The sequence below is a fragment of the Variovorax sp. W2I14 genome (genome assembly GCF_050435205.1).
Classification (GTDB): Bacteria; Pseudomonadota; Gammaproteobacteria; order Burkholderiales; family Burkholderiaceae_C; genus Variovorax; species Variovorax paradoxus_C.
The window spans coordinates 3,297,105-3,320,054 of the sequence record NZ_JBNDJX010000001.1 but is presented as its reverse complement, the minus strand read 5'-3'; the positions used below and the strand labels follow the sequence as shown (position 1 = coordinate 3,320,054).

General features: G+C 68.0%; 26 protein-coding genes. 10 read left to right on the top strand and 16 right to left on the bottom strand.

Annotated features, from left to right (window positions below):
• Window positions 1-25: 25 nt before the first annotated feature.
• Window positions 26-469: a GFA family protein gene (locus QF040_RS15645; protein ID WP_429611804.1), complete on the bottom strand. Its 444-nt coding sequence runs from the start codon at window positions 467-469 to the stop codon at window positions 26-28.
• A 193-nt stretch (window positions 470-662) separates the two neighbouring features.
• Between QF040_RS15645 and QF040_RS15640 the strand changes: the two genes are divergently transcribed.
• Window positions 663-848, top strand: a complete 186-nt coding sequence (locus QF040_RS15640; RefSeq protein WP_429611803.1) for a hypothetical protein — start codon at window positions 663-665, stop codon at window positions 846-848.
• Between the two features lie 110 nt (window positions 849-958).
• Here the strand turns inward: QF040_RS15640 and QF040_RS15635 are convergent, their stop codons facing one another.
• Window positions 959-1,219, bottom strand: coding sequence for a helix-turn-helix transcriptional regulator (locus QF040_RS15635; RefSeq protein WP_013542836.1), 261 nt, complete (start codon window positions 1,217-1,219; stop codon window positions 959-961).
• Window positions 1,220-1,247: 28 nt separating this feature from the next.
• Between QF040_RS15635 and QF040_RS15630 the strand changes: the two genes are divergently transcribed.
• From QF040_RS15630 to QF040_RS15610, 5 genes are all read left to right on the top strand, one after another.
• Entirely contained in the window at window positions 1,248-1,550 is a 303-nt protein-coding gene (locus QF040_RS15630) for a GIY-YIG nuclease family protein (RefSeq protein WP_429611802.1), read from the top strand.
• 30 nt (window positions 1,551-1,580) lie between these two features.
• A complete protein-coding gene (locus QF040_RS15625; RefSeq protein WP_429611801.1) occupies window positions 1,581-3,260 on the top strand; it encodes a phospholipase D family protein in 1,680 nt (559 codons plus the stop codon).
• A gap of 90 nt (window positions 3,261-3,350) precedes the next feature.
• Entirely contained in the window at window positions 3,351-3,497 is a 147-nt protein-coding gene (locus QF040_RS15620; RefSeq protein WP_429611800.1) for a hypothetical protein, read from the top strand.
• Window positions 3,498-3,501: 4 nt separating this feature from the next.
• Window positions 3,502-3,873, top strand: coding sequence for a hypothetical protein (locus QF040_RS15615; protein ID WP_429611799.1), 372 nt, complete (start codon window positions 3,502-3,504; stop codon window positions 3,871-3,873).
• Window positions 3,874-3,939: 66 nt separating this feature from the next.
• Entirely contained in the window at window positions 3,940-5,493 is a 1,554-nt protein-coding gene (locus QF040_RS15610; RefSeq protein ID WP_429611798.1) for a serine hydrolase domain-containing protein, read from the top strand.
• Between the two features lie 28 nt (window positions 5,494-5,521).
• On the opposite strand, the gene QF040_RS15605 is transcribed toward QF040_RS15610, so the two are convergent.
• Window positions 5,522-6,376, bottom strand: coding sequence for a class I SAM-dependent methyltransferase (locus QF040_RS15605; protein WP_429611797.1), 855 nt, complete (start codon window positions 6,374-6,376; stop codon window positions 5,522-5,524).
• A gap of 84 nt (window positions 6,377-6,460) precedes the next feature.
• On the opposite strand from QF040_RS15605, the gene QF040_RS15600 reads away from it, so the two are divergent.
• Window positions 6,461-6,901 carry a helix-turn-helix domain-containing protein gene (locus QF040_RS15600; RefSeq protein ID WP_429611796.1) on the top strand — a complete coding sequence of 147 codons (441 nt, stop codon included), beginning with the start codon at window positions 6,461-6,463 and terminating at the stop codon, window positions 6,899-6,901.
• A gap of 102 nt (window positions 6,902-7,003) precedes the next feature.
• Window positions 7,004-7,843: an alpha/beta hydrolase gene (locus tag QF040_RS15595; protein WP_429611795.1), complete on the top strand. Its 840-nt coding sequence runs from the start codon at window positions 7,004-7,006 to the stop codon at window positions 7,841-7,843.
• A 127-nt stretch (window positions 7,844-7,970) separates the two neighbouring features.
• Here the strand turns inward: QF040_RS15595 and QF040_RS15590 are convergent, their stop codons facing one another.
• From QF040_RS15590 to QF040_RS15575, 4 genes are read right to left on the bottom strand one after another with little or no spacing between them, the layout of a single operon-like run.
• Window positions 7,971-8,615 (bottom strand): hypothetical protein, encoded by a 645-nt coding sequence (locus QF040_RS15590; RefSeq protein WP_429611794.1) that lies wholly within the window; start codon window positions 8,613-8,615, stop codon window positions 7,971-7,973.
• Between the two features lie 18 nt (window positions 8,616-8,633).
• On the bottom strand, window positions 8,634-9,443 hold the full coding sequence (locus QF040_RS15585) for a DUF899 domain-containing protein (protein WP_429611793.1): 810 nt from the start codon (window positions 9,441-9,443) through the stop codon (window positions 8,634-8,636).
• A 44-nt stretch (window positions 9,444-9,487) separates the two neighbouring features.
• Window positions 9,488-10,165: a hypothetical protein gene (locus QF040_RS15580; RefSeq protein ID WP_429611792.1), complete on the bottom strand. Its 678-nt coding sequence runs from the start codon at window positions 10,163-10,165 to the stop codon at window positions 9,488-9,490.
• Between the two features lie 48 nt (window positions 10,166-10,213).
• Window positions 10,214-11,434, bottom strand: coding sequence for a helix-turn-helix domain-containing protein (locus tag QF040_RS15575; protein WP_429611791.1), 1,221 nt, complete (start codon window positions 11,432-11,434; stop codon window positions 10,214-10,216).
• A 106-nt stretch (window positions 11,435-11,540) separates the two neighbouring features.
• Here QF040_RS15575 and QF040_RS15570 point away from each other — a divergent pair, with 106 nt between their 5' ends.
• A complete protein-coding gene (locus QF040_RS15570) occupies window positions 11,541-11,879 on the top strand; it encodes a hypothetical protein (RefSeq protein ID WP_307503399.1) in 339 nt (112 codons plus the stop codon).
• 50 nt (window positions 11,880-11,929) lie between these two features.
• Complete coding sequence (locus QF040_RS15565; protein WP_429611790.1) at window positions 11,930-12,328, top strand: nuclear transport factor 2 family protein; 399 nt, start codon at window positions 11,930-11,932, stop codon at window positions 12,326-12,328.
• A gap of 131 nt (window positions 12,329-12,459) precedes the next feature.
• Here QF040_RS15565 and QF040_RS15560 read toward each other — a convergent pair whose 3' ends face one another.
• The 9 genes from QF040_RS15560 to QF040_RS15520 form a co-directional block, all read right to left on the bottom strand.
• Complete coding sequence (locus tag QF040_RS15560; protein ID WP_429611789.1) at window positions 12,460-12,933, bottom strand: N-acetyltransferase family protein; 474 nt, start codon at window positions 12,931-12,933, stop codon at window positions 12,460-12,462.
• Between the two features lie 56 nt (window positions 12,934-12,989).
• Window positions 12,990-13,964: a CobW family GTP-binding protein gene (locus QF040_RS15555; protein ID WP_429611788.1), complete on the bottom strand. Its 975-nt coding sequence runs from the start codon at window positions 13,962-13,964 to the stop codon at window positions 12,990-12,992.
• A gap of 16 nt (window positions 13,965-13,980) precedes the next feature.
• Entirely contained in the window at window positions 13,981-15,663 is a 1,683-nt protein-coding gene (locus QF040_RS15550; RefSeq protein ID WP_429611787.1) for an amidohydrolase, read from the bottom strand.
• Window positions 15,660-16,697 (bottom strand): ABC transporter ATP-binding protein, encoded by a 1,038-nt coding sequence (locus QF040_RS15545; RefSeq protein WP_307645824.1) that lies wholly within the window; start codon window positions 16,695-16,697, stop codon window positions 15,660-15,662. Before QF040_RS15545 ends, QF040_RS15550 begins: the two co-directional genes overlap by 4 nt.
• Window positions 16,694-17,767, bottom strand: coding sequence for an ABC transporter ATP-binding protein (locus QF040_RS15540; RefSeq protein WP_429611786.1), 1,074 nt, complete (start codon window positions 17,765-17,767; stop codon window positions 16,694-16,696). The genes QF040_RS15545 and QF040_RS15540 overlap by 4 nt, the downstream gene beginning before the upstream one ends.
• Window positions 17,767-18,684, bottom strand: a complete 918-nt coding sequence (locus QF040_RS15535) for an ABC transporter permease (protein ID WP_429611785.1) — start codon at window positions 18,682-18,684, stop codon at window positions 17,767-17,769. Before QF040_RS15535 ends, QF040_RS15540 begins: the two co-directional genes overlap by 1 nt.
• Complete coding sequence (locus tag QF040_RS15530) at window positions 18,681-19,658, bottom strand: ABC transporter permease (protein WP_429611784.1); 978 nt, start codon at window positions 19,656-19,658, stop codon at window positions 18,681-18,683. The genes QF040_RS15535 and QF040_RS15530 overlap by 4 nt, the downstream gene beginning before the upstream one ends.
• Before the next feature lie 10 nt (window positions 19,659-19,668).
• Entirely contained in the window at window positions 19,669-21,267 is a 1,599-nt protein-coding gene (locus QF040_RS15525; protein ID WP_429611783.1) for an ABC transporter substrate-binding protein, read from the bottom strand.
• 218 nt (window positions 21,268-21,485) lie between these two features.
• Window positions 21,486-22,898 carry an NAD(P)/FAD-dependent oxidoreductase gene (locus QF040_RS15520; RefSeq protein ID WP_429614657.1) on the bottom strand — a complete coding sequence of 471 codons (1,413 nt, stop codon included), beginning with the start codon at window positions 22,896-22,898 and terminating at the stop codon, window positions 21,486-21,488.
• Window positions 22,899-22,950 lie beyond the last annotated feature (52 nt).

Genomic DNA, 22,950 nt, shown 5'->3' with positions numbered 1-22,950 from the left:
CGAAGGCACCGACCGCGCTGCAATCTCACATCGGCGGCATCCTGTCGAACTTCGGCAACGCCGGGTCCAGGAAATCCCATGCGTGACCGCGCACGCCGTACGTGATTGCCTGCGGCCGGTAGCGGGCTGGATCGTCCAGGCTCGCGGCATGCACGGCGAACATGTCGGGCATGGCGGCAAAGCTCACGTACACGGGCGATCCGCAGCGCGGGCAGAACGCGCGGGTCTTCACATGGCCGCTGTCGCTCACCATGTCCCACAGCGTCGCTTTGCCGCTGTGCTTCACGCCGGCGCGGGGAAAGGTGAGGTACGAGCCATGGCCGGTGCCGCTCTTGCGCTGGCAGTCGCGGCACTGGCAGTCGTTCTGGAAGACCGGCTTGCCCGAGATCTCGTAGCGGATCGCGCCGCATGCGCAACCGCCTGTGTAAGGCTGGTCGATCTCTGCTGTTTTTTCGATGATGTCGGTCATGGGGCGCTCCGTTCCGTTGGTTCCAAAAAATCCACGCATGCCGCATGGCGTGAGGACCAATCTATTCGAGGGAGCGCACCGCGAGGGAGTAACAAGATCGTCGCGAATCGCCGGGTCGGGCCGCGCGGTGGTGCGCGATCTTGAGGAGATTTCCGCTGGATATCATCGCGCTCCAGAACAAAGGAGCGGATTCATGGGGAACAAGGTGCAGGGCGTGATCGCCGTCGTGTGGGGTGGCTGGGCAATCACCCGCTGGATGAATCTCCCGCAGGCTGCTGCCGGCGCCGAAGCCGGCTATTCGGCCGGAAAATCCGCCGGCATGCTGGTCTTCGCCGTCGTGTTGCTGGCGTTCGGGGCGTACAAGCTGTTCAAGCGCTAGGCCGCGCAGTCAGTCATCTTGCGGGGTGACCCTCATCGGCGATGGATGGGTCCGAGGGAAGCACACGAAAGCGCTGCTGCACCCGTCATGTCACATCTTCCTGATGTGCGTCATTCCGTGCTTGCTGGATCGATCGTCTTCGTTGCGATGCCATAGAGCGCCAGCATGCCCAGCACATGCCCGATGGCCACGCCGGGCTCGCCCGATTCGATGCGCGCGATGGTCTGCACATGCACGCCGAGCCGTGCAGCGGCTGCCGACTGGCCTTCGCCGGCGCGCGTGCGTGCCAGCTTGGCCTGCGCCCCCATGTGCTTGATCGCCTGGAGGGCGTCGCTGTCGATGTCTGCCGAGATGCGTTTGCCTTGAGCCATGGCGGAATTGTCGCTGCACAATCCGGCCGTGCCCCGAACCCAGCCAGACCCTCAGCCCACGCCCGCGGCCGTCCTCACCCCCACGCCGTATTGGCTCTATCTCCTGGAGTGCGAAGGCGGCGTGTACTACGCGGGAGTCGCGCTCGATGTGGAGCAGCGCTTCTTCCAGCATGTCTTCGGGCTGGGCGCCAAGTTCACGCGCGCGCGTCCGCCGTTGCGCGTGCTTGCCGCCCGCGTCTATCCGGACAAGGGGGCCGCATTGCGGGCGGAGCTCAAGGTGAAGGCACTGCCTCGAACCCGCAAGCTCGCCTTCTTCGAGGCCGATACCTAGTCGCGGTCCGCCGCAGGAAGAGAACAGCGCATGGCGACAAAGGTGCTCCTGGATTTCCTCGCTTCGGTCCGCGACAAGGCCTTGCTGCGAATCGACGCCAGGTCGGTGCTTCGCCCTGTTATCGCGCTGGTCCTCGCCGCCGTGCTCGCGGCCTGCTCCAGCTTGCCTCTGCAGATCGCCACACCGCCGACCGCCGCCATCGGCGACTACGCGCAGACGCCCCTCGGCGCCATCACGCAGAAAGTGCTCCCCACCGATGGCCGCTCGGGGTTCCGTCTCCAGCCCTACGGCCCCAATTCGTTCGCCACGCGCATCGAACTCACGAAACTCGCCACCCGCAGCCTCGACGTGCAGTACTACCTGCTGCCAGGCGACAACACCGGCCGCGCGCTGATGCGTGCCATGCGCGATGCCGCCGCACGCGGCGTTCGCGTGCGGCTCCTGGTCGACGACCTCTACACCTCCGGCGAAGACGACCTGCTGCTCGGCCTTGCGAGCTACCCCAACGTCGAGGTGCGCCTCTTCAATCCGTTCCCGGGCGGCCGAAGCAGCATGGCCACCCGCTTCATCAGCTCGGGCTTGTTCGACCTCCGCCGCGTCAACCGGCGCATGCACAACAAGCTCTTCGTTGCCGACAACGCGGCGGCCGTGGCCGGTGGCCGCAACATGGCCGATGAATACGTGATGAATGCCGAGGGCAGCAACTTCATCGACATGGACACCTTCGTGGCCGGACCGGCGGTGCGCGACCTGTCCGCCGAGTTCGACCACTACTGGAACAGCGAGGTCGTGTATCCGCTCGAGCGCATCGCGCACAGCGGTTTGAGCCGCGCGCAGTTGCAGGACCGCTTCGAGCGCCAGACCGCGGCGGCCAAGCCTCCTGTGGCGGCCGAGATTCCACTGGACGGCAAGCCGCTGCATCCGAGCCCGGACGATCCACCCTTGCTGCCGCTAGAACTCGTGCCCATGCTCAATCTGCCGTTCGAGCTGGCGAAGCGCCAGCTGAGTCCGCTGCTGTGGGCCAATGCACGCGTGCTGTTCGATCCGCTCACGAAGACGCAGGGGCTCAACGAGCGCGAAGGCTCGATCAAGGGCACCGTCACCGAAGGCGTCGTGCAGTGGCTCATGACGGCCGACAAGAACATCAAGATGGTGTCGCCGTACTTCGTGCCGAGCGACGAGGCCGTGGCGAACCTCGTGCGGGCGCGCAAGGCCGGCCTCGGCGTCGAGCTGGTGACCAACTCGCTCGCATCGACCGACGAGCCTTGGGTCTACGTGGGCTACTGGCCGCACATCAAGGATCTGCTGGCCGCGGGCGTCGTCATCTACGAGATCAGCCCCTCGCTGAGCGTGAAGCGGCGCAAGCTCGGCGTCTTCGGGCACCGCACCGGTGCGCTGCACATGAAGAACGCGATCCTCGACCACAAGGAAGTGTTCCTCGGCTCGATGAACCTCGACCCGCGCTCGGCGAGGCTCAACACCGAGCTGGGCATCATCATCCAGAGCGAGGAAATGGCGCGGCAGCTGGAGAGCTTCGCGGATGCGGGCAGCGGCTACACGCTGCGCCTGGGCGCCGATGGCCAGGGCATTGAATGGGTGGAGGAAGACGACGGCAAGCAGACGGTCTACGACGTGCCGCCGGAGACGACCGCGTGGCAACGCCTGCGGCTGCGCCTGCTGGCGCCGTTCATCCCCGAGCAGGAGCTCTAGCAGGCCCGGCGATGTTCCCGGCTCTTGGGGACGAAGGCCTGTTGCCAATGAACACGTCTTTCGCGCGGCACCCGTGAATAAACTGCTCCGATGAAACGCAAGAGCCTGGGCATCGGAACGGGCCTGGCCGTGGGTGTGGCCACCGGCCTGGCGATCGACAACATCGGCATGGGGATCGGCATCGGGCTCTCGCTCGGCATCGCGCTGTCCCTGGCCGTCGACGAGAAGGACAAATGAATTCATGAGCACCGCGGACGATACGGACGACACGGACGACATGGAAACCTGGCTGCTCGAAGCCGGCGACGCAATCATCGAGAAAAGGGCGGCGCAGGGCGAGGCCTCGCTCTCGCCGTCCGAGCATGCGATCTATTGCATGTGGGCTCTCGACTACGCCGTGAGGAATGCGGGCTCTCTCGATGCGTTGGAAGACGTGCACGAGACGGCGATCGCAGAGCTGGCTGACTTTGCCCGCGCGCACAAGATCGACATGCTTTCCACGCTGCTCGACATGACTGCGGATGAGGATGAGGAAGCGTTCGTCGATGCCTACTACGAGCAGTTTGACACCGCCTGCACCGAACTGAGACGTTTGAACGAAACACGGCATTGAGCGGAAAGGGCTGCGCTCGTGGAGTGCATCGATATGATCGCCGCCACACAACCGCGGAGACCGGCGATGCGCATGCACCGAAAGATCAATTCTTCACTGGCCCATCTCGCAACCGCATTGCTGTTCGCGGCCATGCCGCTCAAGTCCGCATGGGCAGATGAGCCCGCCGCATGGCCCACCGCCGGTTGGGCGACGAGCACGCCCGAAGCACAGGGCATGGACTCTGCGGCGCTCGCCAAGCTGGTCGAACGCGGCGAGGCGAACAGCCTGGACAGCATCCTCATCACGCGCAACGGCAAGCTGGTCGCCGAGGCCTACTACGCGCCGTACCGCGCGGGCCTCAAGCACGCGGTCAACTCCGTCACCAAGGCCGTCGTCGGCACGTTGACCGGCATGGCGATTCAAGACGGCCTGCTGGCCTCGCGCGACCAGCCCGTGCTCGAGTTCTTTTCCGGTCGCACGGTGGCGAACGCCGATGCCGCCAAGAAGTCGATCACCCTCGGCCACCTGCTCGACCAGACCTCGGGCCTCGACTGGAAAGAAAAGCTCGACGCCAGCGTGCCCGAAAGCATGATCCAGATGCGCCGCAGCCGCGACTGGCAGGGCTTCGTGCTCGACCGGCCGATGGCACAGGCGCCCGGCAGCAGCTTCAACTACAACAGCGGCAACTCGCACCTGCTGTCGGCCATCGTCGCGAAGAAGACGGGCGGCAGCACGCTGGCCTATGCGCAGAAGCGCCTGTTCGAGCCGCTGGGCGTCGCCGACGTCCGCTGGATCAAGGACCCGCAGGGCATCGAAGCGGGCGGCTTCGGCCTCTACCTGCAGCCGCGCGACATGGCGAAGATCGGCTACCTCTACCTGCGCAAGGGCCAGTGGGCGGGCCGGCGGCTGCTGCCCGCCGAATGGGTGGAGAAGGTGTTCAGCGCTTCCGTCGACATGGGCTTCGGCGCCAAGCCGGCCTTCAGTTATGCCAACGGCTGGTGGACGATTCCGGAAAACCGCGCCTACATCGCGGCGGGCTACAACCGGCAGCTGATCATCGTGCTGCCCGAGCTCGACGTGGTCGCCGTCACCACCAGCCGGCGCAACTTCCCGCTGCCGCCACTCATCGACGCGATCACCGCGGCCGCACGTTCGGCCACGCCGTTGCCCGCGGACACCGTCGCACAGGCGCAGCTCGCCGACCGCATCCGCGATGCGGCCGTCGAGAAGCCGAGCGCGGTCGCGTCTCCTTCCGAGCTCGCGGCGGTGGTCTCCGGCAAGGTCTGGCAATTCGATCGCAATGTGCTGGGCATCAGGAGCCTGATGCTCGACCTGAAGGCTGTGACGCCGGCCTACGAGATCGTGTTCGACAGGAAGGACGCCGATGCGCCCGCACAGCCCTTCGCGGGGCCGATCGGGCTCGACGGCCTTTTTCGCATCAACGACAAGGCCGCCAACGCGCCCGTTGCAGTCAAGGGCGACTGGCTCGATGCGCAGAGCTTTCGCATCGTCTCGCGCGAACTGGGCGAAGACATGGTGGTGACGTACACCCTGCGCTTCGACGGGCAGCGGGTGAACGTGGCCTTCGAGAACAGCCGCGGCTTCAAGGCGCAGATGCAGGGCCGGGCGGAGGAGTAGCAGCGCACGCGCAGCGCACGTGGTTGCCTCAGGCTTGGCCGCGCGCCTTCGCATCGATCTTCCAGCAGGCGGCCGCAAAGCGCACTTCATCGCCATGCACGAACGGATCGAAGGCGGCGCGTAAGGTGCCGATGACCTGCCGGCGCGTCGCCTCGTCCGCGTCCTCGAGAACCTGGCCGACGACGCCGAGCCGCGTGAAATAGCCGACGAGGTCCTTCTCGGGATAAGCGCAGCTCGCATCGATCGGCTGGATGTCGATTTCGCCCCATCCGCTCTCCTGCAGGATGGACGCGACCCGATGCCGGTCCGCAAAGGCGAACTGCCCCGGTGCGCCCGGCTGGCGCACCGGCAGGTTCGGCAGCAGCGGCGCCGCTGCGCGCTCGGCGGCGGTCATGTAGGGGTTCTCGGCGGCGCTTCGCCATGCGATGACCTGGAGCCGCGCATTCGCGCTCGCCGCACGGCGCAGGTTCGCGAAGGCGGCTACCGGGTCGTTGAAGAACATCACGCCGAAGCGCGAGATGACGAGGTCGAAACTCGCGGGCTCGAAGGCGTGGGTCTGCACGTCGGCGGCGATGAAGCGAGCCGTCGAGCCTAGCTGCGCGGCGCGTGCGCGGGCGACCGCGACCATCGGCTCCGAGATGTCGATGCCGAGGCAATCGCCCTGCGCGCCCGCTGCCCGTGCAGCGGCCAGCGTGGTGCTGCCCGTTCCGCAGCCGACATCGAGCACCCGCCGCGCGGAGGTGGCGCGCACCGTGTCGGCGAGCAGGTCTTCGAACGAGGCGAACATCCGGTCGAGCGTCGCCTGTCCGTCGATCCAGGCGCGGCCTGCGCGTCCATTCCAGAGCGTGGCCTGTTCGGTGGGATTCGATTGCGTGGCATTCATGGGGTCTGGTCCTTTCTTTGCATGCCCCCGGGAAAAGAGGCGACGACTAGACTGTGCAACTTCAAGTCGACTTGAGGTCAAGCGGTGCAACATCTGGACATTGCCGAGGTGGCGCAGCAGTCGGGTATTCCGGCTTCGACGCTGCGGTTCTACGACGAGAAGGGGCTCATCGCCTCGACCGGCCGACGCGGGCTGCGCCGCCTGTTCGATGCCGGCGTGCTGGAACGGCTGGCGCTCATCACCGCAGGGCGCGCCGCCGGTTTCTCGCTCGATGAAATCGGCCGCATGTTCGCGCCGGAGGGCTCGCCGCGCATCGACCGGCAGATGCTCGCGGCCAAGGCCGACGAGCTCGACCGCACGATCCAGAAACTGAGCGCCATGCGCGACGGCCTGCGCCACGCGGCCGTGTGTCCCGCGCCGAGCCACATGGAGTGCCCCACCTTTCGCCGCATCCTGAGGGCGGCCGGCTCGGGTGCCATCGGCGGGAGAAGGAAGAAGAAAACGCCTCACCCGCCAGGGAACTAAATCCTGACACAACCCTATCCAGGAACGAGGCGAAACTAGGGCACCGCTCAAGTACACAAACACAGGCCTCGCGCCACCTGCCTCGCTGCTCAGGAAAAAACCTTGCTCTCCAAAGCCAAAGTCGCCCGCATCGCGCTCTCCGCCTCGGCCGCCGCCATCGGCAGCCTCGCCGCCTACTGGACCCTTCTTGCCACGCGGCAGGGGCACATCCTCTTCAATGCCCGCAAGCACCCGGTCGTCCAGCTGTCGGACGACTTTTCCACCTACTCGCACACGGTGCCGGGCGGCATGGTCCGCGGCTATGTCTACCACCCCCAGGGCGAAGAGGCGGTGCAGGACCTGTTCATCTATTTCGCGGGTCGCAGCGAAGACGTTCGCGCCACCGCGCAGACCTTGCACTGGCTGCCGGAAGGCTTCGGCTTCGCCGCGATCAACTACCGCGGCGTGGCCGACTCGCAAGGCCACCCTTCGGAAATCGCCTCCGTCGAAGACGGCGCGCAGTTCGCAAAGCACCTGCGCCGCGCCTTCCCGAATGCGCGGCTGCACGTCGTCGGCCGCAGCCTCGGCACGGGCGTGGCCATCCAACTCGTGGCGCGGCAGGAATTCGCGAGCCTGCAACTGGTCACGCCCTACGACTCGATGCTCGAAGTGGCGAAGAAGCGCTTCCCGCTCGTGCCGCTGTCGCTGCTGCTGCGCAACCGCTTCGACTCGCTCACGCACTGCGCGGAGGTCGCGGCCAAGACCCAGGTGCTGCTGGCCGAGCACGACGATGTCGTGCTGCCGGAGCGCTCGCAGAAACTCATCGCGGCATGGCCGACGCCGGTGTCCGTGGAGACCGTTCCGGAGTCGGACCACTACAACATCATGGGTCTCGAAGAGACGTGGCTGCGGCTGATCGACTTTGCGTTGACGGCGATATTGCCGGAGCCGAAGGCGGCGTAGCTGCTTTATTCGAGAGGACCGCGATGAAGTTTCAACGCCCCGGCAAGCTGGAGGGATTCCTCCACCTGGTGGATGGCGCAATCGGCATCGGATTGATCTCCGGTGCCGCGCTGGCCGCGATCGTCGGTCAGTTCATCCTGGGCGGAATACTGACGGCACTCGCAATCGGCATGTTCTTGCGATTCAAGCGCGGGCGCGTTCGCAAGTAGAAGCTCCGAAGCCAGCGCGCACCCGCATCGAAACCACGGCAAACACCACTGGCGATCAAGCCTGTGACGGCGAGCATTGCCGCCGTGTGAACACCCACCGCCGCGAACGCGAGCATCAGTGAATCGGATGCAGCGATCTGCTTGCCCGCGCCGTCTGTCATGCACAGCGGAATCAACGCCGGCACCAGCATCAACCCCGCCCCGTGCGCGGTGGACATCATGAAAGACCAGAGCGCGAGCCCGGCATGCCCTGCCGGCGCACGCGCAGGCTTGGGCGTCCGGTGCCAGAGGTGAAGCACCACGGCCGCAACGAACAGTCCACCCGCCAACACCTGCATCGCCACACGGTCCATCGCGAGGCCCAACGCCACTGCGCCAGCTACCAGTGCAATCGATGCCGCATGCCCGACCGCGATCGGCATCAGTGCCCGCAGCGCCTGTGCCCGGTCACCCGAGCGCACGCCCCACGCGGCGGCCAGCATCCAGCCGGTCGCGGGGTTCAGCCCGTGAAGGGCGCCGACTCCCGCGACCGCGAGCCATGGCCAGAGGTCCGCGGCTGCCATGGCATCGTCTCCGCGCGTTCAGTGGTTGCCGTGGTCGTCGCCGTGGCAGCACGAACCCGCCGCGGGCTTCGCGGCCACCGGCTGCGGCTCGTAGCGGTCGTGATGCCGCACCCAATCCATCGCGTAGACCGGGTTCTGCTCATCGCGCCCCTTGGGCGTGAGGTCGAGCAGGTTGTACGTGCCCATCATCACTTCGACGCCGCGCTCGTAGGTCGAGTAGGTGTGGAAGACCTCGCCCGCGTCGTCCTTGTAGAACACGCTGATGCCGGGCGCCTCCTGCGCGGGGAAGGGGCGCACGCTGTAGTTGTAGTAGACCTCGCCCTTGCCTTCAGCCCATTCCTGCGGCTTGAAGCTCACGCCGAAGTCGTAGTTGAAGTCGCTGTCGTGCGCCGACACCCACTTGAACTGCCAGCCCATGCGTTCGCGAAAGCGCTCGATCTCGGCCAGCGGCGCGCGAGAGACGACCAGCAGCGTCACGTCGCGGTGCTCCAGGTGCACCTTCATGCCCGCGATGTGATCGGCCATGTACGAGCAGCTCGGACAACCTTGCTCCCAGTCCGGGCCGAGCATGAAGTGCTGCACCACCAGTTGGCGGCGGCCTTCGAAGAGATCGGCGAGCTTGCGCGGTCCTTCGGGTGTGTCGAAGCTGTAGTTCTTCTCGACGCGTGTCCACGGCATGGCACGGCGCTCGCGGGCGATCTGGTCGCGCAGGTGCGTCAGTTCCTTCTCGCGCGCCAGCAGCGCCTTGCGCTGGGCGAGCCATCGGTCCTTCGACACGACGGGGTGGTTCTTCAGGCTGCTGGTTACTTCTGCAACGGCGGTGTTCATGGTGTGTTCTCCTTGAGTGAGTTGGGGAGCGCGAAGGCCTGGGTTCAGGCCCTGGCGGATTTCGGACGGCGCACGGCGCGGATTTTTCCGGTGCCGCCGCCACCGCAATAGAAGAGGTCGGCCCCGTCGGACTCGAGCCCGCTGATGTTCACGCCGCGCGGCATTTCCAGCCGTTCGAGCACGGCGCCGCTCTGGGGATCGATGTGGCGCAGTTCGCTCTCGTCGCCTTCCCAGGTGGCGTGCCACAGCTCGCCGTCGACCCAGGTCACGCCGGTCACGAAGCGGTTCGATTCGATGGTGCGCAGCACCGCGCCGGTGGCGGGGTCGATCTGGTGGATCTTGCGGTCGCGGTACTGGCCCACCCAGAGGCTGCCCTCGGCCCAGGTGAGGCCCGAGTCGGCGCCGTGCCCGGGCGCGGGAATCGACTTGAGCACGTCACCGGTGGCGGGGTCGATCTTGTCGATGCGCTCCTCGGCGATCTGGTAGAGGTGCTTGCCGTCGAAGGCGGTGCCGGCGTCGGCGGCGCGGTCCAGCGTGCGGGTCTGTTCGCCGCTTTTGGGGTCGAAGGCGATCAGCCGGGCACCGGTGGCGGCCCAGACGCGCTGGCCGTCGTGCGTCACGCCGCCCACCTTGTCGACGCCGTCGAAGGGACCGTACTCGCGCACGACCTCTGCCATGCGCACGGCGGACTGGGTGCTGCTGCTGTCTTTCTTGCTGTTCATCGTTGGCTCCTTGGGGAGGCACCGCGGATCGGCGCCTTGGAGACAACTTTAGGCAATCGGCAGCGAAGAGGGGAGTAACAAGATCGTCGTGAATCCCGCGAGCGGCGGCGCGAGCCAGCGCTGCGCCCGCGCCCGGCCGATGGCGCGCACGCGCCCCTCGGCCTCCAGTTCGGCGAGCGCGCGCTGCACGGTGCGCTGGCTGGCGTCCAGGGCGAGCGCGAGGGCCGAGGTCGACCACGCCGCGCCATCGGACAGCAACGCCACCAGCGCGCCCTGCTCGCCGTCGATGGGCGGCGCCAGCAGCACCACCTCGCGCCCGTCGCGCGGCTTGAGGGCGAAGCCGCGCGCGGTGGCCTCGATGCCCGCTTGTGCCGCGACGAGCGCGCGCAGTCGGCCGATCTCGACGCGCAGGCGCGCGCGCAGCGTTTCGTCGGGGTGGCGGGTGTTGAAGGCGTAGGCGATCAGCGCCTCGCGCTCGACATCGCCGGGCCAGGCTTCCGCGAGCGCACGTGCCAGCGCGAACAGCACGGGCCGGCGCGCGAGCGGCCGCCATGCATCGCCGGCACCGACGCCGCGGCGGCAGGCATCGACCACCAGCGCGTCGGAGGCCAGGAGCGCGGCGACCTCGTCCAGCCGCAGCGCCTGCTCGCCGCCGGGAAAGAGCCGCCGTGCGGCGGGGCGGTCGAGCGCGGCCAGCGCTTCCGCCACCTCGGCCGCGAGCGCCGGCACGCGGGCGCGCCCGGCCGCTTCGTGCGCACGGGCGAGCGAGGCACGCGCGGGGCCGATGCGCAGCGAGCGCAACGCCAACTCGGCCGCGGTGAGTTCGGCCACCGCCGCGAGCGGCGGCGACAGCGCCTGGCCATCGAGCAGCGCCAGCGCGGCGGCGGCCTCGTCCAGGCGCCCGAGCAGCAGCAGCCGGCGCGCCGCGATGAGCCGTGCCTGCCGCGCGTTGGCGAAATCGTCATGCGCTTCGAGCGTGGCAGCAGCCGCTGCGAGCGCGCGTGGCGTGCCGCCCAGGTCGCGCATCGCCATCGCCACTTCGGCCTCGGCGACGACGCAGCGCGCACGCGCCAGCTCTTCGTGCGCGCCGAAGGCACGCGCGGCGCGGCGCAGCAGTTCGCGGGCGCGTGGGTGTTCACCGAGCTGCGCCATCGCGATGCCGCGCAGGGCCAGCGCGGGCGGATCGTCGCGCAGCGCGATGCGCTTGAGCGCGCCGAGCGCGTCCCCGCCGGCGAGGGCGCGTGCGGAGGCGGCGATCAGGGAGTCCATGGGGGCCGAGGCTACACCGGCAGGGGCGCCATCGGCCTCCATGTCCGGCCGGCATGCTTCCTCCCGTCCTACACGGATCGCGCGCCGCGGTCCTCAGGATCGCCGCATGAACAAACTGATCCTTGTGGGCGTGAGCGTGGTCGCGTGGTCTTCGTTCGCCGCCGCGGAAGAGGTGAAGGTGCCGATCGACAGCAGCGACAAGGGCACCGTCTACGTCGCCCCCAACGTCAACTCGACCGAAACCTCGGCCTACACCAAGGGCGCAACCGTCGGCGTGCAGCGGCCCGACGGCAGCGGAACGTACATCGGCACCGACACCTCCATGCCGCGGCCGGTCTATTCGCTGGGTGGGAGCACGGGCGGGAGTCTCTCGTTCAACGGCGGCGTGACTTCCGACGGCAAGGCCAACAACGGAGTGAAGGCGGGCGTCACCATCAAGTACTGATCCGGTCCGACGGATAGACTCCCCCGCACCATTGCTTGAGGAGACCCTTGATGCCGATCGACACCCTCGCCACCTGGCACCGGCTCGTGAAATCGCATGACGCGAAGGGGCTTGATGCCCTCCTGGACGACAACGCCGTCTTCCTCTCGCCCGTGGTGCACAAGCCGCAACTGGGCAAGGCCATCACCGCCAAGTACCTGGGCGCGGCCTTTCATGTGTTCTTCAACGAAAGCTTCCGCTACGTGCGAGAGTTGAAGGGCGAGCGCGATGCGGTGCTCGAATTCGAGGTCGAGATCGACGGCATCTCGGTCAACGGCGTCGACATGATCAAGTGGAACGACGCGGGCCTGATCACCGAATTCAAGGTGATGCTGCGGCCCCTGAAGGCCGTGAACCTGATCCACGAGAAGATGGGCGCGATGCTGCAGGCGGCATCGTCGCTGTCCTAGCCGGCGCTCAGACGGAATTGCGTTCGATCCACCCAAACCGTTCGGGCTGAGCTTGTCGAAGCTTCGCGCTGCGCTTCGATCCTTCGACAGGCTCAGGACAGGCCAAGCTCGGCATGAACGGTTCTCGGGCATCAGACCAGTGTGCCGTACACGATGAACCCGTCGTGCGTGGCCACCTTGTCGTAGAGCGTGCGCCCCGCTGTGTTGGTCACATGCGTCTGCCAGTAGACGCGGTGGCCGCCCACGCGCTTCACATGCGCGTACACGCCCTCGATCAATTGCCGGCCGACACCCTGGCCGCGCTCCGATGACAGCGTGAACAGGTCGGACAGGTAGCAGGTCGGCTCGATGCGCGTCATGCTGCGGTGAAAGAGGTAGTGCGTGAGCCCCACGAGCTGGCCATCGCGCTCCGCGACGAGCGCATGCACCGGCTCGTACACATCGAAGAAGCGCTGCCACGTGATCTGCGTGATTTCGTCGGGCAGTGCGGTCGGCCCCTCGCGTCCATAGAAGGCGTTGTAGCCGTCCCAGAGCGGCTTCCAGCCCGCGTAGTCATCGGGCACCGGCGGGCGGATCAGAAGAGGGGAAGAAGAGGTCGTCGTCATGCGTCGGCTGCCTGCACGTTGTTGAAAAAACGTGCGATTGCAACACGACCCCAGCCTCAGCGCGAGAAGAAATCGCTCAGTGCCGCCTCCGGAAGCCGTTCGCGCAACCCGATCGCCACCACGGCCGCGCGCGCGTCGTCCGGCGGCGCGGCCTTGCGCAGCGAGCCATGGCGGCCCGCGAACTGCACCTCCGACCATTCGTCGCCGCCCGCGCCATGGCCGGTTCGCAACACGCCCTTGAGCCGCAGCACGCCCGCGGGCACCTCGCGCAGCCAGGTGCGCAACGCGGCGGCGGGAATGACCGCCTCGGGCTGCGCGCTCCAGGTCGCGAACAGCGCGCCATGGTCCGGCGCGTGGTCGTGATGCTCATGGTGGTCGTGATGGTCGCAGCCGGGACCGCAGACGTGAACCGCCGCGTGCGCAGTCGCAGGCAACGCCAGGCCGCTCAGCAGCGACAGCGGCACCGTCGCCTGCGCGGTCTGGATGCACGGCGTTCCGGGCGCGGTGGCGTCCACCCAGGCCCGCGCTTCGGCCAAGACCGTTTCGCTCGCCAGGTCGATCTTGTTGACCACCACCAGGTCGGCCGACTTCAACTGCCGCGCCAGCGTGTCCGCCAGCAGGGGGTCGCGCGACTGCCGCGCCGCGGCGCTGGCATCGACCAGAACGATCACGCCTTCCAGGCTCAGTTCCGGCGCGGCCATGCCGATCTGCGCGATGCGCCACGGGTCCGACACGCCGCTCGCCTCGATCACCACCGCGTCGAACGGCGTCTTCGCCTCGATCGCCTCGACCAGCGCGCGGCCCAGGTCGTCGCCGATCTGGCAGCACACGCAGCCGTTGGTCAGCGCGAGCGTGTCGCCGTGCGTGGCGGCGATGAGGTCCGCATCGATGTTGAGCGCGCCGAAGTCGTTCACCAGCACCGCCATGCGCAGGCCCTTCGCCTCGCGCAGCCAGCGGTTGAGCAGCGTGGTCTTGCCGGCGCCCAGGAAGCCGCCGATGACGGTGAACGGCAGGCGCTTTCTTGTCGGCATCACGCGTGCGCCCCGTTCAAGCGTATTGCGCCTTGAAGACGCGGCCCGAGAGCACCGTGCCCCACACGCGCGCATCTTTCAGGGCCATCGGGTCCATCTCGAGCGGGTCGTCTTCGAGCACGCAGAAATCGGCGCGCTTGCCGCACTCGATGCTGCCGATCTCGCCGTCCAGCTTCAGCGTCCAGGCCGCGCCGAGCGTGATGGCGCGCAGCGCCTCGGCCACGGTGATGCGCTCGGCCTCGCCCAGCAGCCGGCCCTTCGGCGTGACGCGGTTCACCGCGCACCACGCGGTGAAGAGCGGCCCGAGCGGCGTGACCGGCGCATCGGAGTGAATGGCCAGCGGCACGCCCGCGGCCAGCGCGCTGCCGCAGGCATCGAGCCGGTTGGCGCGGTCGGGGCCCATGGTCATCTCGTAGTGCTGGTCGCCCCAGTACCAGATGTGGTTGGCAAAAAGGTTGGCGCACAGGCCGAGCGACGCCATGCGGCGGAACAGCGGCGCATCGATCATCTGGCCGTGCTGCAGCGTGTGGCGGTGGTCGGGCCGCGGCGCACGCGCGAGCACGCGTTCGATGGCATCGATGGCCACCTCGCTCGCCTCGTCGCCGTTGGTGTGCGTGTGGATGGTGAGGCCGGCGCGGTGGTAGGTCTCGAAGTCGGCCTCGTACTGCGCGGGCGCCGTGACCCAGATGCCGTTGGGAGCGCCGTTGAAATGCCCCGGCCAGCGCAGCCGCGCCGAGAACCCCTGGATCGAGCCGTCGAGCATCATCTTCACGAGGCCGTAGCGCAGACGGTCGGTGTTGCGCGGCACGAGGCTCTTCACATGCTCCGCGCCCAGCGCCGCGCCGTGCGTGCCGTGAAAGGCCTGGAATGCGGGGAGGATGCGCACGCCGAAGCCGTCGTCGCCCGTCGTTGCCTCCAGCACGCCGCAGTCTTCGGGCGTGAGCTTGTTCACCAGGTCGGTCGCGGTGGTCACACCCTGCAGGCAGGCCAGTTTCGCGAAGGAGCGCACGCCGGCCTCGGTCATCGGCGCGAGCAGGCCGGCGTTGCCGATCTTGCGCAGCACCAGGAACATGGCGGCCGGCTCCTGCAGCTCGCCGGTGGGCTCGCCTTCGCTCGGGCCTTCCGCGAACTTGACCACGCCCTCGACCTCGTTGTCGCGCGTGATCTCGGCGATGCGCAGCATCGCGCTGTTCACGTTCATCAGGTGGCCGTTGGCATGGCCGATGACGATGGGCCGCGTGGCGCTCGCGCGGTCCACATGGCGCACGGTCATGCGCTCGCCGCCGAAGTAGATCGGGTCGAACCCCCAGGCGATCAGCGGCTCGGTGTCGGGCACGCCTTCGGCGGTCATCTTCGCGGCCACCTCGGTGAGGCGCGCCACCACTTCGTCCATGGAGCGCAGGCCGCTCCACACCTTGCCCGCGGGGTCGCGGCGGTCGAACCAGCCGAGGTACGTCCAGTCCCACATGCTGCCTTCCTTCAGGTGGCAGTGGCCTTCGACGAGGCCGGGCATCAGCACCTTGCCGGCAAAGCGCTCGTCCAGCGTGAACGCGCCCCAGGCCTGCATGTCCGCGAGCGTGCCGACGGCCAGCACGCGCCCGTCGCGCACCGCCACGTGGGTGGCGTGCGGCTGCATCGGGTTCATGGTGATGATCTTGCGGGCGGGATAGACGGTGGTGGTTGCGTTGTTGAGGCTCATGGCGACTCTGGAATCGAAAGAGGAGGGCGCGGCAGTCCGTCGACGATGTCGACGCGCCTGCAGCGCACCCAGTGATCGGGCGCGACCTCGCGCAGCGGCGGCAGCTCGGCCGCGCAGGCCGGCTCTGCCACGGGGCAGCGCCCGGCGAAGCGGCAGCCCTTCGGCGGATCGATGGGGCTCGGCGGATCGCCGCTCAGCTTGATGCGGTTCGCGGCGCGGCGGCGGCCACCGCTGACCGTCGGCACCGCCGACATCAGCGCCACGCTGTACGGATGCAGCGGCCGCGCGAAGAAGCTGCGCCGCGGCGCGCGCTCGACGATCTGGCCGAGATACATCACAGCGATGTCGTCGCAGATGTGTTCCACCACCGCCATGTCGTGCGAGATGAACAGATAGGTCAGCCCCAGCTCGCGCTGCAGCCGCGCGAGCAGGTTGAGGATCTGCGCGCGGATCGCGATGTCCAGCGCCGACACCGGCTCGTCGCACACCACCAGCTCGGGGTTGGTGGCCAGCGCCCGCGCGATGTTGATGCGCTGGCGCTGCCCGCCCGAGAACTGGTGCGGAAACAGGTGCTGCTGCTCGGGCCGAAGACCCACGGCCTCGAAGAGCTCCGCCACGCGGCGGGTGCGCTCCTCGGGCGTGCCGACGCGCATCAGGTCCAGCGGTGCGCGCACCGCCGCGCCCGCGCGCTCGCGCGGGTTGAGCGAGGAGAACGGGTCCTGGAAGATGATCTGCATGCGCGTGCGCGCCTGCCGCAGCGCCTCGCCCTGCAGCGCGCCCAGGTCGGTGTCGCCCAGCTGCATGCGGCCCGAGGTGACGGGCGCGAGCCGCATCACCGCCAGCGCGGTCGTCGTCTTGCCCGAGCCCGATTCGCCGACCACCGCGAGCGTGCTCCCGCGGCGCACCGCGAACGACACGCCATCCACCGCCTTCACCACCTCGGGCGTGCGGCCCCAGCCGGACTTGCCGCGCGGAAAGTGCACCTTCAGGTCTTCGACCGAAAGCAGCGTGTCGGTCTTGCCGATGAATGTCATGCGGCCTCCCGTTCGCGTGCTTCGAGGGTTTTGAAGGCCTCGCCATGCAGCCAGCAGGCAGCGCCATGCGGCGTGCCGGCCGCCACTTCGCCAGTCACCGCGAACATCGGCGGCACCTCGGCCGCGCAGCGCTCCATGGCGCGCGGGCAGCGCTCGCGAAAGGCGCAGCCCGTGCCTAGTTCCCAGATCGAAGGCACCACGCCCGCGATCTCGGCAAGGTCTTCGCGCACGTCGCCTTCCCGGGCCGCGCTGCTGCCGAGCTCGGGCAGGCAGTCGATGAGGCCGCGCGTGTAGGGATGGCCGGGCTCGGACAGCACCTGCTCGGTGGTGCCCTGTTCGATGACGCGGCCGGCATACATCACCATCACGCGGTCGGCCATCTCGGCGACCGCGCCCATGTCGTGCGTGATGAGCATGATGGCCGTGCCCTTCTCGCGCTGCAGCTCGCGCAGCAGGTCGAAGATCTGCGCCTGCACCGTCACGTCCAGCGCGGTGGTGGGCTCGTCGGCAATGAGGATGTCGGGCCGGCAGGCCAGCGCCATGGCGATCATCACGCGCTGGCGCATGCCGCCGGAGAGCTGGTGCGGGTACTCGTCCACGCGCCGCTCGGGTGCCGGAATGCCCACCTGGCGCAGCATCTCGATGGCGCGCTGGCGCGCCTCGCGCGCGTTCATGCCGGCATGCAGCTGCAGCGACTCGCCGATCTGGTCGCCCACCGTGAACACCGGGTTCAGCGAGGTCATCGGCTCCTGGAAGATCATCGAGATGCGGTTGCCGCGCACTTCGCGCATGCGCGCGTCGCTCGCCTGCACCAGGTCTTCGCCCTGGAACAGCACGCGGCCGTCGCGTATGCGCCCGGGCGGCGAGGGAATGAGCCGCAGCAGCGCCAGCGCCGTCATGCTCTTGCCGCAGCCCGATTCGCCGACCACGCACAGCGTTTCGCCGGCGCGGATTTCGAAGTCGACCCCGTTGAGCACCAGTGCCTGGCCGCGCCGGGTCTTGAACTCGACGTGCAGGTCCTGCACGCGGAGCAGTGCATCGCCGTTGTTGTTGTCGTTGCCCGTTGCCATCAGCGTTCCCTCAGCTTGGGGTTGAGGGCATCGTTCAGCCCGTCGCCGATGAGGCTGACGGCCAGCACGGTGATGAAGATCGCGGCGCCCGGAAAGGCCACCGCCCACCAGCACGAGAGCACGTACTGCCGGCTGGAGCCGATCATCAGGCCCCAGCTCATCTGGTTCGGGTCGCCGAGACCGAGGAACGACAGGCCCGCCTCGAACAGGATCGCCGCGCCGATGGCCAGCGTGGCCGACACCACCAGCGGCGGCAATGCGTTCGGCAGGATCACCTTCCAGATGATGCGCGCGTCGCGCGCGCCGATGGCCCGCTCGGCGCGCACGAACTCCAGTCCGCGGTACTTCATGAACTCGGCGCGCGCGAGGCGCGCGGTGCCGGTCCAGCTCACGATGCCGATGGCCAGCGTCACCGTCACCAGCGTGGGCGAAAAAAGCGTGACCACCACCATCGCGAAGAGCAGCGCGGGCAGCACCTGGAAGAACTCGGTGAGCTTCATCAGCGCGGCATCGACCTTGCCGCCGTAGTAGCCCGCGAAGGCACCGAGCGTGATGCCGATCACCACCGACAGCAGCGCGGCCACCGCACCCACCAGCAGCGTGGCGCGCCCGCCGTAGATGAGCGCGGTGAGCACGTCGCGCCCGAGGTAGTCGCTGCCCAGCCACGCGTCTTCGCTGAAGGGCGGGGTGAGCGGCGCGGTCTTGATCTCGAACGGGTCGGCCGGATAGAGCCAGGGCCCGGCGATGGCCACCGCCAGCATCAGCACCAGCATGACCATGCCGGCGATGGCGGCGGGATTGCGCAGGAACATGCGCATCGCTTCCGTGCCCGGGTGCTCCACCCGCACCGCGGGCGAGGTCTTGGGCGTCTTTGAAGATGCGGCAGCGACAGAAGGCATCGTGATCACCTTGCTCATGAGGCCTTGATCCTCGGGTCGATGAAGCGATAGCAGAGGTCGGTGAGCTGGTTCATCACCACCACCACGATCGAGGAGAACAGCAGCACGCCCAGAATGGTCGGGTAGTCGCGCCGCAGCACCGACTCGAAGGCCAGCCGGCCGAGGCCCGGCCAGTTGAACACCGTCTCCACCAGGATGGCGCCGGCCAGCACGTTGCCGAACTGCAGCCCCAGCACGGTGACCACCGGCAGCAGCGCATTGCGCAGCGCGTGCTTGTAGAGCACCACCCGGTCGGCCAACCCCTTGGCGCGCGCGGTGCGGATGAAGTCCGAGCCCAGCACGTCGAGCATCGAGGAGCGCGCCAGGCGGCTGTACTGCGCGAGGTACACCAGGCTCAGCGTGAGCGTGGGCAGCACCAGGTGATGCGCCACGTCGAGCATGTCCTTCAGGCCGCCGCCGCCCGTGGAGTCGATGGAGCGCATGCCTGCGACAGGAAGAATCGGGAACACCGAGGCCAGCAGGATCACCAGCATGATGCCCAGCCAGAACACCGGCGCCGCGAACCCCACCAGCGACAGCACCGTGATGAACTGCGAGAGCCAGCCATTGGGCTTGCGCGACGACAGCACCCCGAGCGCCGTGCCCGCGAAGAAGGCCAGCAGCACCGAGCTGAGCACCAGCAGCAGCGTGGCCGGCACGCGCTCCGCGATCATGGCCGTCACCGGCAGGTTGAAGAAGTACGAGTAGCCCAGGTCGCCCCGCGCCACCTTGCCGAGGTAAACGCCCAGTTGCACCGGCAGCGATTGGTCGAGCCCGTACTGCGTGCGCAGTTGCGCCATGAGTTCGGGCGACATGCCGCCGCTGGCACCGGCGATGGTCTCCACCGGGTCGCCCGGTGCGGCGTGCACCAGCACGAAATTGAGCACCACCACCGCGAGCACCAGGCCGATGGCCTGGAGCAGTCGCGAGGCGGCGTAGCGAAGCGTGCCCATCGCGCCCGCCTTACTTGAAGTAGACCTCGTCCATCGGCGAGAGCGGCCCCCAGATGGTGGCGGGCACGTTGCCCAGCTTCTTGCTCGCGATGGTGTGGTAGGGCACCTGGTTGATGAACTCGATCGGCAGGTCGTCGGTCACGATCTTCTGGAAGGTCGCGTAGTAGGCCTTGCGCTGGGTCGCATCGATCAGCCCGCCCGCGGTGTTGAGCAGCTCGTCCACCTTCGGGTTGGCATACGACTGCGTGTTGGTCCACACGATCGGCTTGATGTTGGTCGACAGGTACGTGCGGTGCACGCCGATGATCGGGTCGCCCCAGTTGAACACCAGGTCCATCGACATGTCGAAGTCGTGCGAGGCCAGGCGCTTGGCCCACGCCGGAAAGTCGGCCGAGGCGCGCACCTCCACCGTGATGCCCACCTTCTTGAGCTGGCCGCGGATGTATTCGGCCACGTTCTTCTGCTGGTCGTCCGCGCCCGGCAGGTAGTCGATGGTGAGCTTGAAGCGCTCGCCGTTCGCGCCGGCCTTGTAGCCCGCCGCATCGAGCATCTCGGCGGCCTTCTTCAGGTCCAGCGGATAGCGCACCAGGTCGTTCACCGCGAAGGGGCTCGCGGCCACCAGCGGGCCGTCGGACACGGTCGCGAAGCCACCCATGAGCGCCTTGGCGATGAAGTTCTTGTCGATGGCCGTGGCGATGGCCTTGCGCACCTGCACGTCAGAGAGCGGCTTCTTCGCCGTGTTGAAGGCCAGCCAGTTGAGCGCGCCGATGCCGTCGTAGCCCTTGGGCGTGATCGACACCTTCGGGTCGGTCGCCATGCGGCGCAGGTCGGTGGGCAGCGTGGCAAAGGGCAGCATCTGGATGTCGCCGCGCTCCAGGCCCAGCATGAGGCTCGCCATGTCGGGCGTGACGTTGACGATCACCTTGTCCAGGTAGGGCTTGCCGGACAGGAAGAACTTGTCGAAGCGCTCCAGCACGATGCGCTGCGCCGGCTTGAACTCAGTCACGCGGAACGGGCCCGAGCCCACCACGTCGGTCGTGTTGCGCGGATGGTTCTTCAGGTCCTGCCCGTCGCCGTAGATGTGCTTGGGAAGAATGGGGCACAGCGCCGGCGACATCGCCAGCACGATGGCCGGGTGCGGCACGCTCATGCGGATGATGGCCGTCTGCGCATCGGGCGTCTCCACCTTCTCGACCGGGCCGAGCATGGTGGTGAACGGATGGTTCGCCTTGATGGCCATCACCGAGAACGCCACGTCGGCCGAGGTGACCGGCTTGCCGTCATGGAACACCGCGTCCTTGCGCAGCTTGAGCGTGAGCGACTTGCCGTCGTCGGCGAGCTTCCACGATTCGGCCAGGTACGGCTGCGGGTTCCACTTGTCGTCGAAGCGCAGCGGGCTCGCGAAGATCTGCGTGGAAGGCATCGCCGTCGCAATGCCCGACTGCACCGCGCCGTTCAGGTGCCGCGGCGTCTGCGTGCTGCCGATCACCAGCGTGCCGCCGCGCCTGGGTTCGTCGGCGGCCGATGCGGGCAGCGGGAGCAGCGTGCTCGCGGCCACCGAGGCGGCCGAGAGCAGGGTGGCACGGCGCGTGAAACGGGGAAGGGACATGGCAGGACCTCAGGAAGTTCGACACAGGCAACAGGCTTCGGCCGCTTCGGCCTTGCCGTCGAAGATAGGCGCTGGCTGCGTGGGGGCGAAGAGCCAATTGCGCGCGACTCGCAGGGCCAGAAGCCACGGGTTTGCCCCGTTGTGCACCAGCGGCATGCGCCACTTCGGTGAATGCGCGCGGGCGGTGCGCGGCTCGGCGCTCCTTGTTGCTTGCTTGTCTACTTCTCGTCCCGCAGCCAATACCACTTGTAGAGCGCGCGCTGCCCGATGCGCCGGAACGGCGCGAACGCGCGCGACTCCACCAGCCCCATCACGTTCGGAAACGGCAGCGGCGAGTGGTAGATCGGGAGCTCGAACACGTCCTTGCCCGCGTCCTTGCCCGCCATGCGCTCGGCCAACCGCTTGCCCGCCCATGTCGAGAACGACACGCCGTTGCCGCCGTAGCCCACCGCGTACCAGATCTTCTTGGCCGCATCGGGCTGCGTGATGCGCGGCATCATGTCGTGGCTCATGTCGACCCAGCCCCACCACGAGTAGTCGATGCGGATGTCGGTGAGCGGCGGAAACTTGCGCGCGATCGCGTCGGTCAGCAGCTTCAGGTGCACCGGGTCTTCGGCATCGGCGCCGCTCACCGCGCTGCGGCTGCCGATCTGCAGCCGGTTGCCCTTGAGCAGCCGGTAATAAAAGCGCAGCGTGCGCGTGTCGGTCAAAAAGGTGTGCGACTTGAAGTTGGTCGCGGCCAGCTCCGCATCGGAGAGCGGCCGCGTCACCACCGAGTTCGAGAGGATCGGCATGATCCGGTTCTTCAGCATCGGGCTCAGCGCCTGCCCCGTGTAGCCGCCGGTGCACACCGCCACGCGGCGCGCGCGCACCGTGCCGGCGGGGGTGCGGAGGTGGTGCACGCCGTCGATGGTGTGCCAGCCCTGCACAGGGCTCGATGTGTGCACCGTCACGCCCAGCGCACGCGCGCGGCGCATCAGCCCGAAGGTGAATTTGAGCGGATGGATGCCCACGCCCTCGGCCTCGAACATCGCGCCCTTGGCCTCGCGCTCGTCGCAGTAGTCGCGCCGCAGTTCCTCGGTGCCCATCATGCGGGTCGCGTAGCCGAAGGTCTCGCGCATCAGGCGGGCCTCGGCTTCCAGGCCGACCAGCTTCTCGGGCCGGTGCGCAAGATAGAGATGGCCGCCATCGAAGGCATCGCAATCGATCTGCGTCGTGAGGTGGCGGAAATTCTCGAAGCCCTTGCGGATCTCGGCATCGAGCTTCTTCGCGGTGTCCAGGCCCCAGCGCTCGATCCACTGCGAGCGCTTCAGCCGCCCGCTCGCGTTCTGGCCCTGTCCGCCGCTGCGGCTGGAGCAGCCCCACGCGGCCTGGTTGGCTTCGAGCACCGTGGCCTTGATGCCGTGTTCCTCCGCGAGGTACAGCGCCGTCGCCATGCCCGTGGCGCCCGAGCCGATGATGGCCACGTCCACGTCGATGTCGTTCAGCAAGGGCCCATCGTCTTCGGGCGGCGTGCCCGCGCTCGCCACCCACCAGGTGGGCGCGTACGCGCGGCCGGCGCCAGGGTCGGGCGCAAGCAGCGGGTCGTATTGCGGGTCGTAGGGGCGGAACGGGTCTTGCGGTGGTTGCATGGGGGCGGCGCCGTCGATGGTCGCGGCGCTGGCGTCACTGGTGAATCGGGTG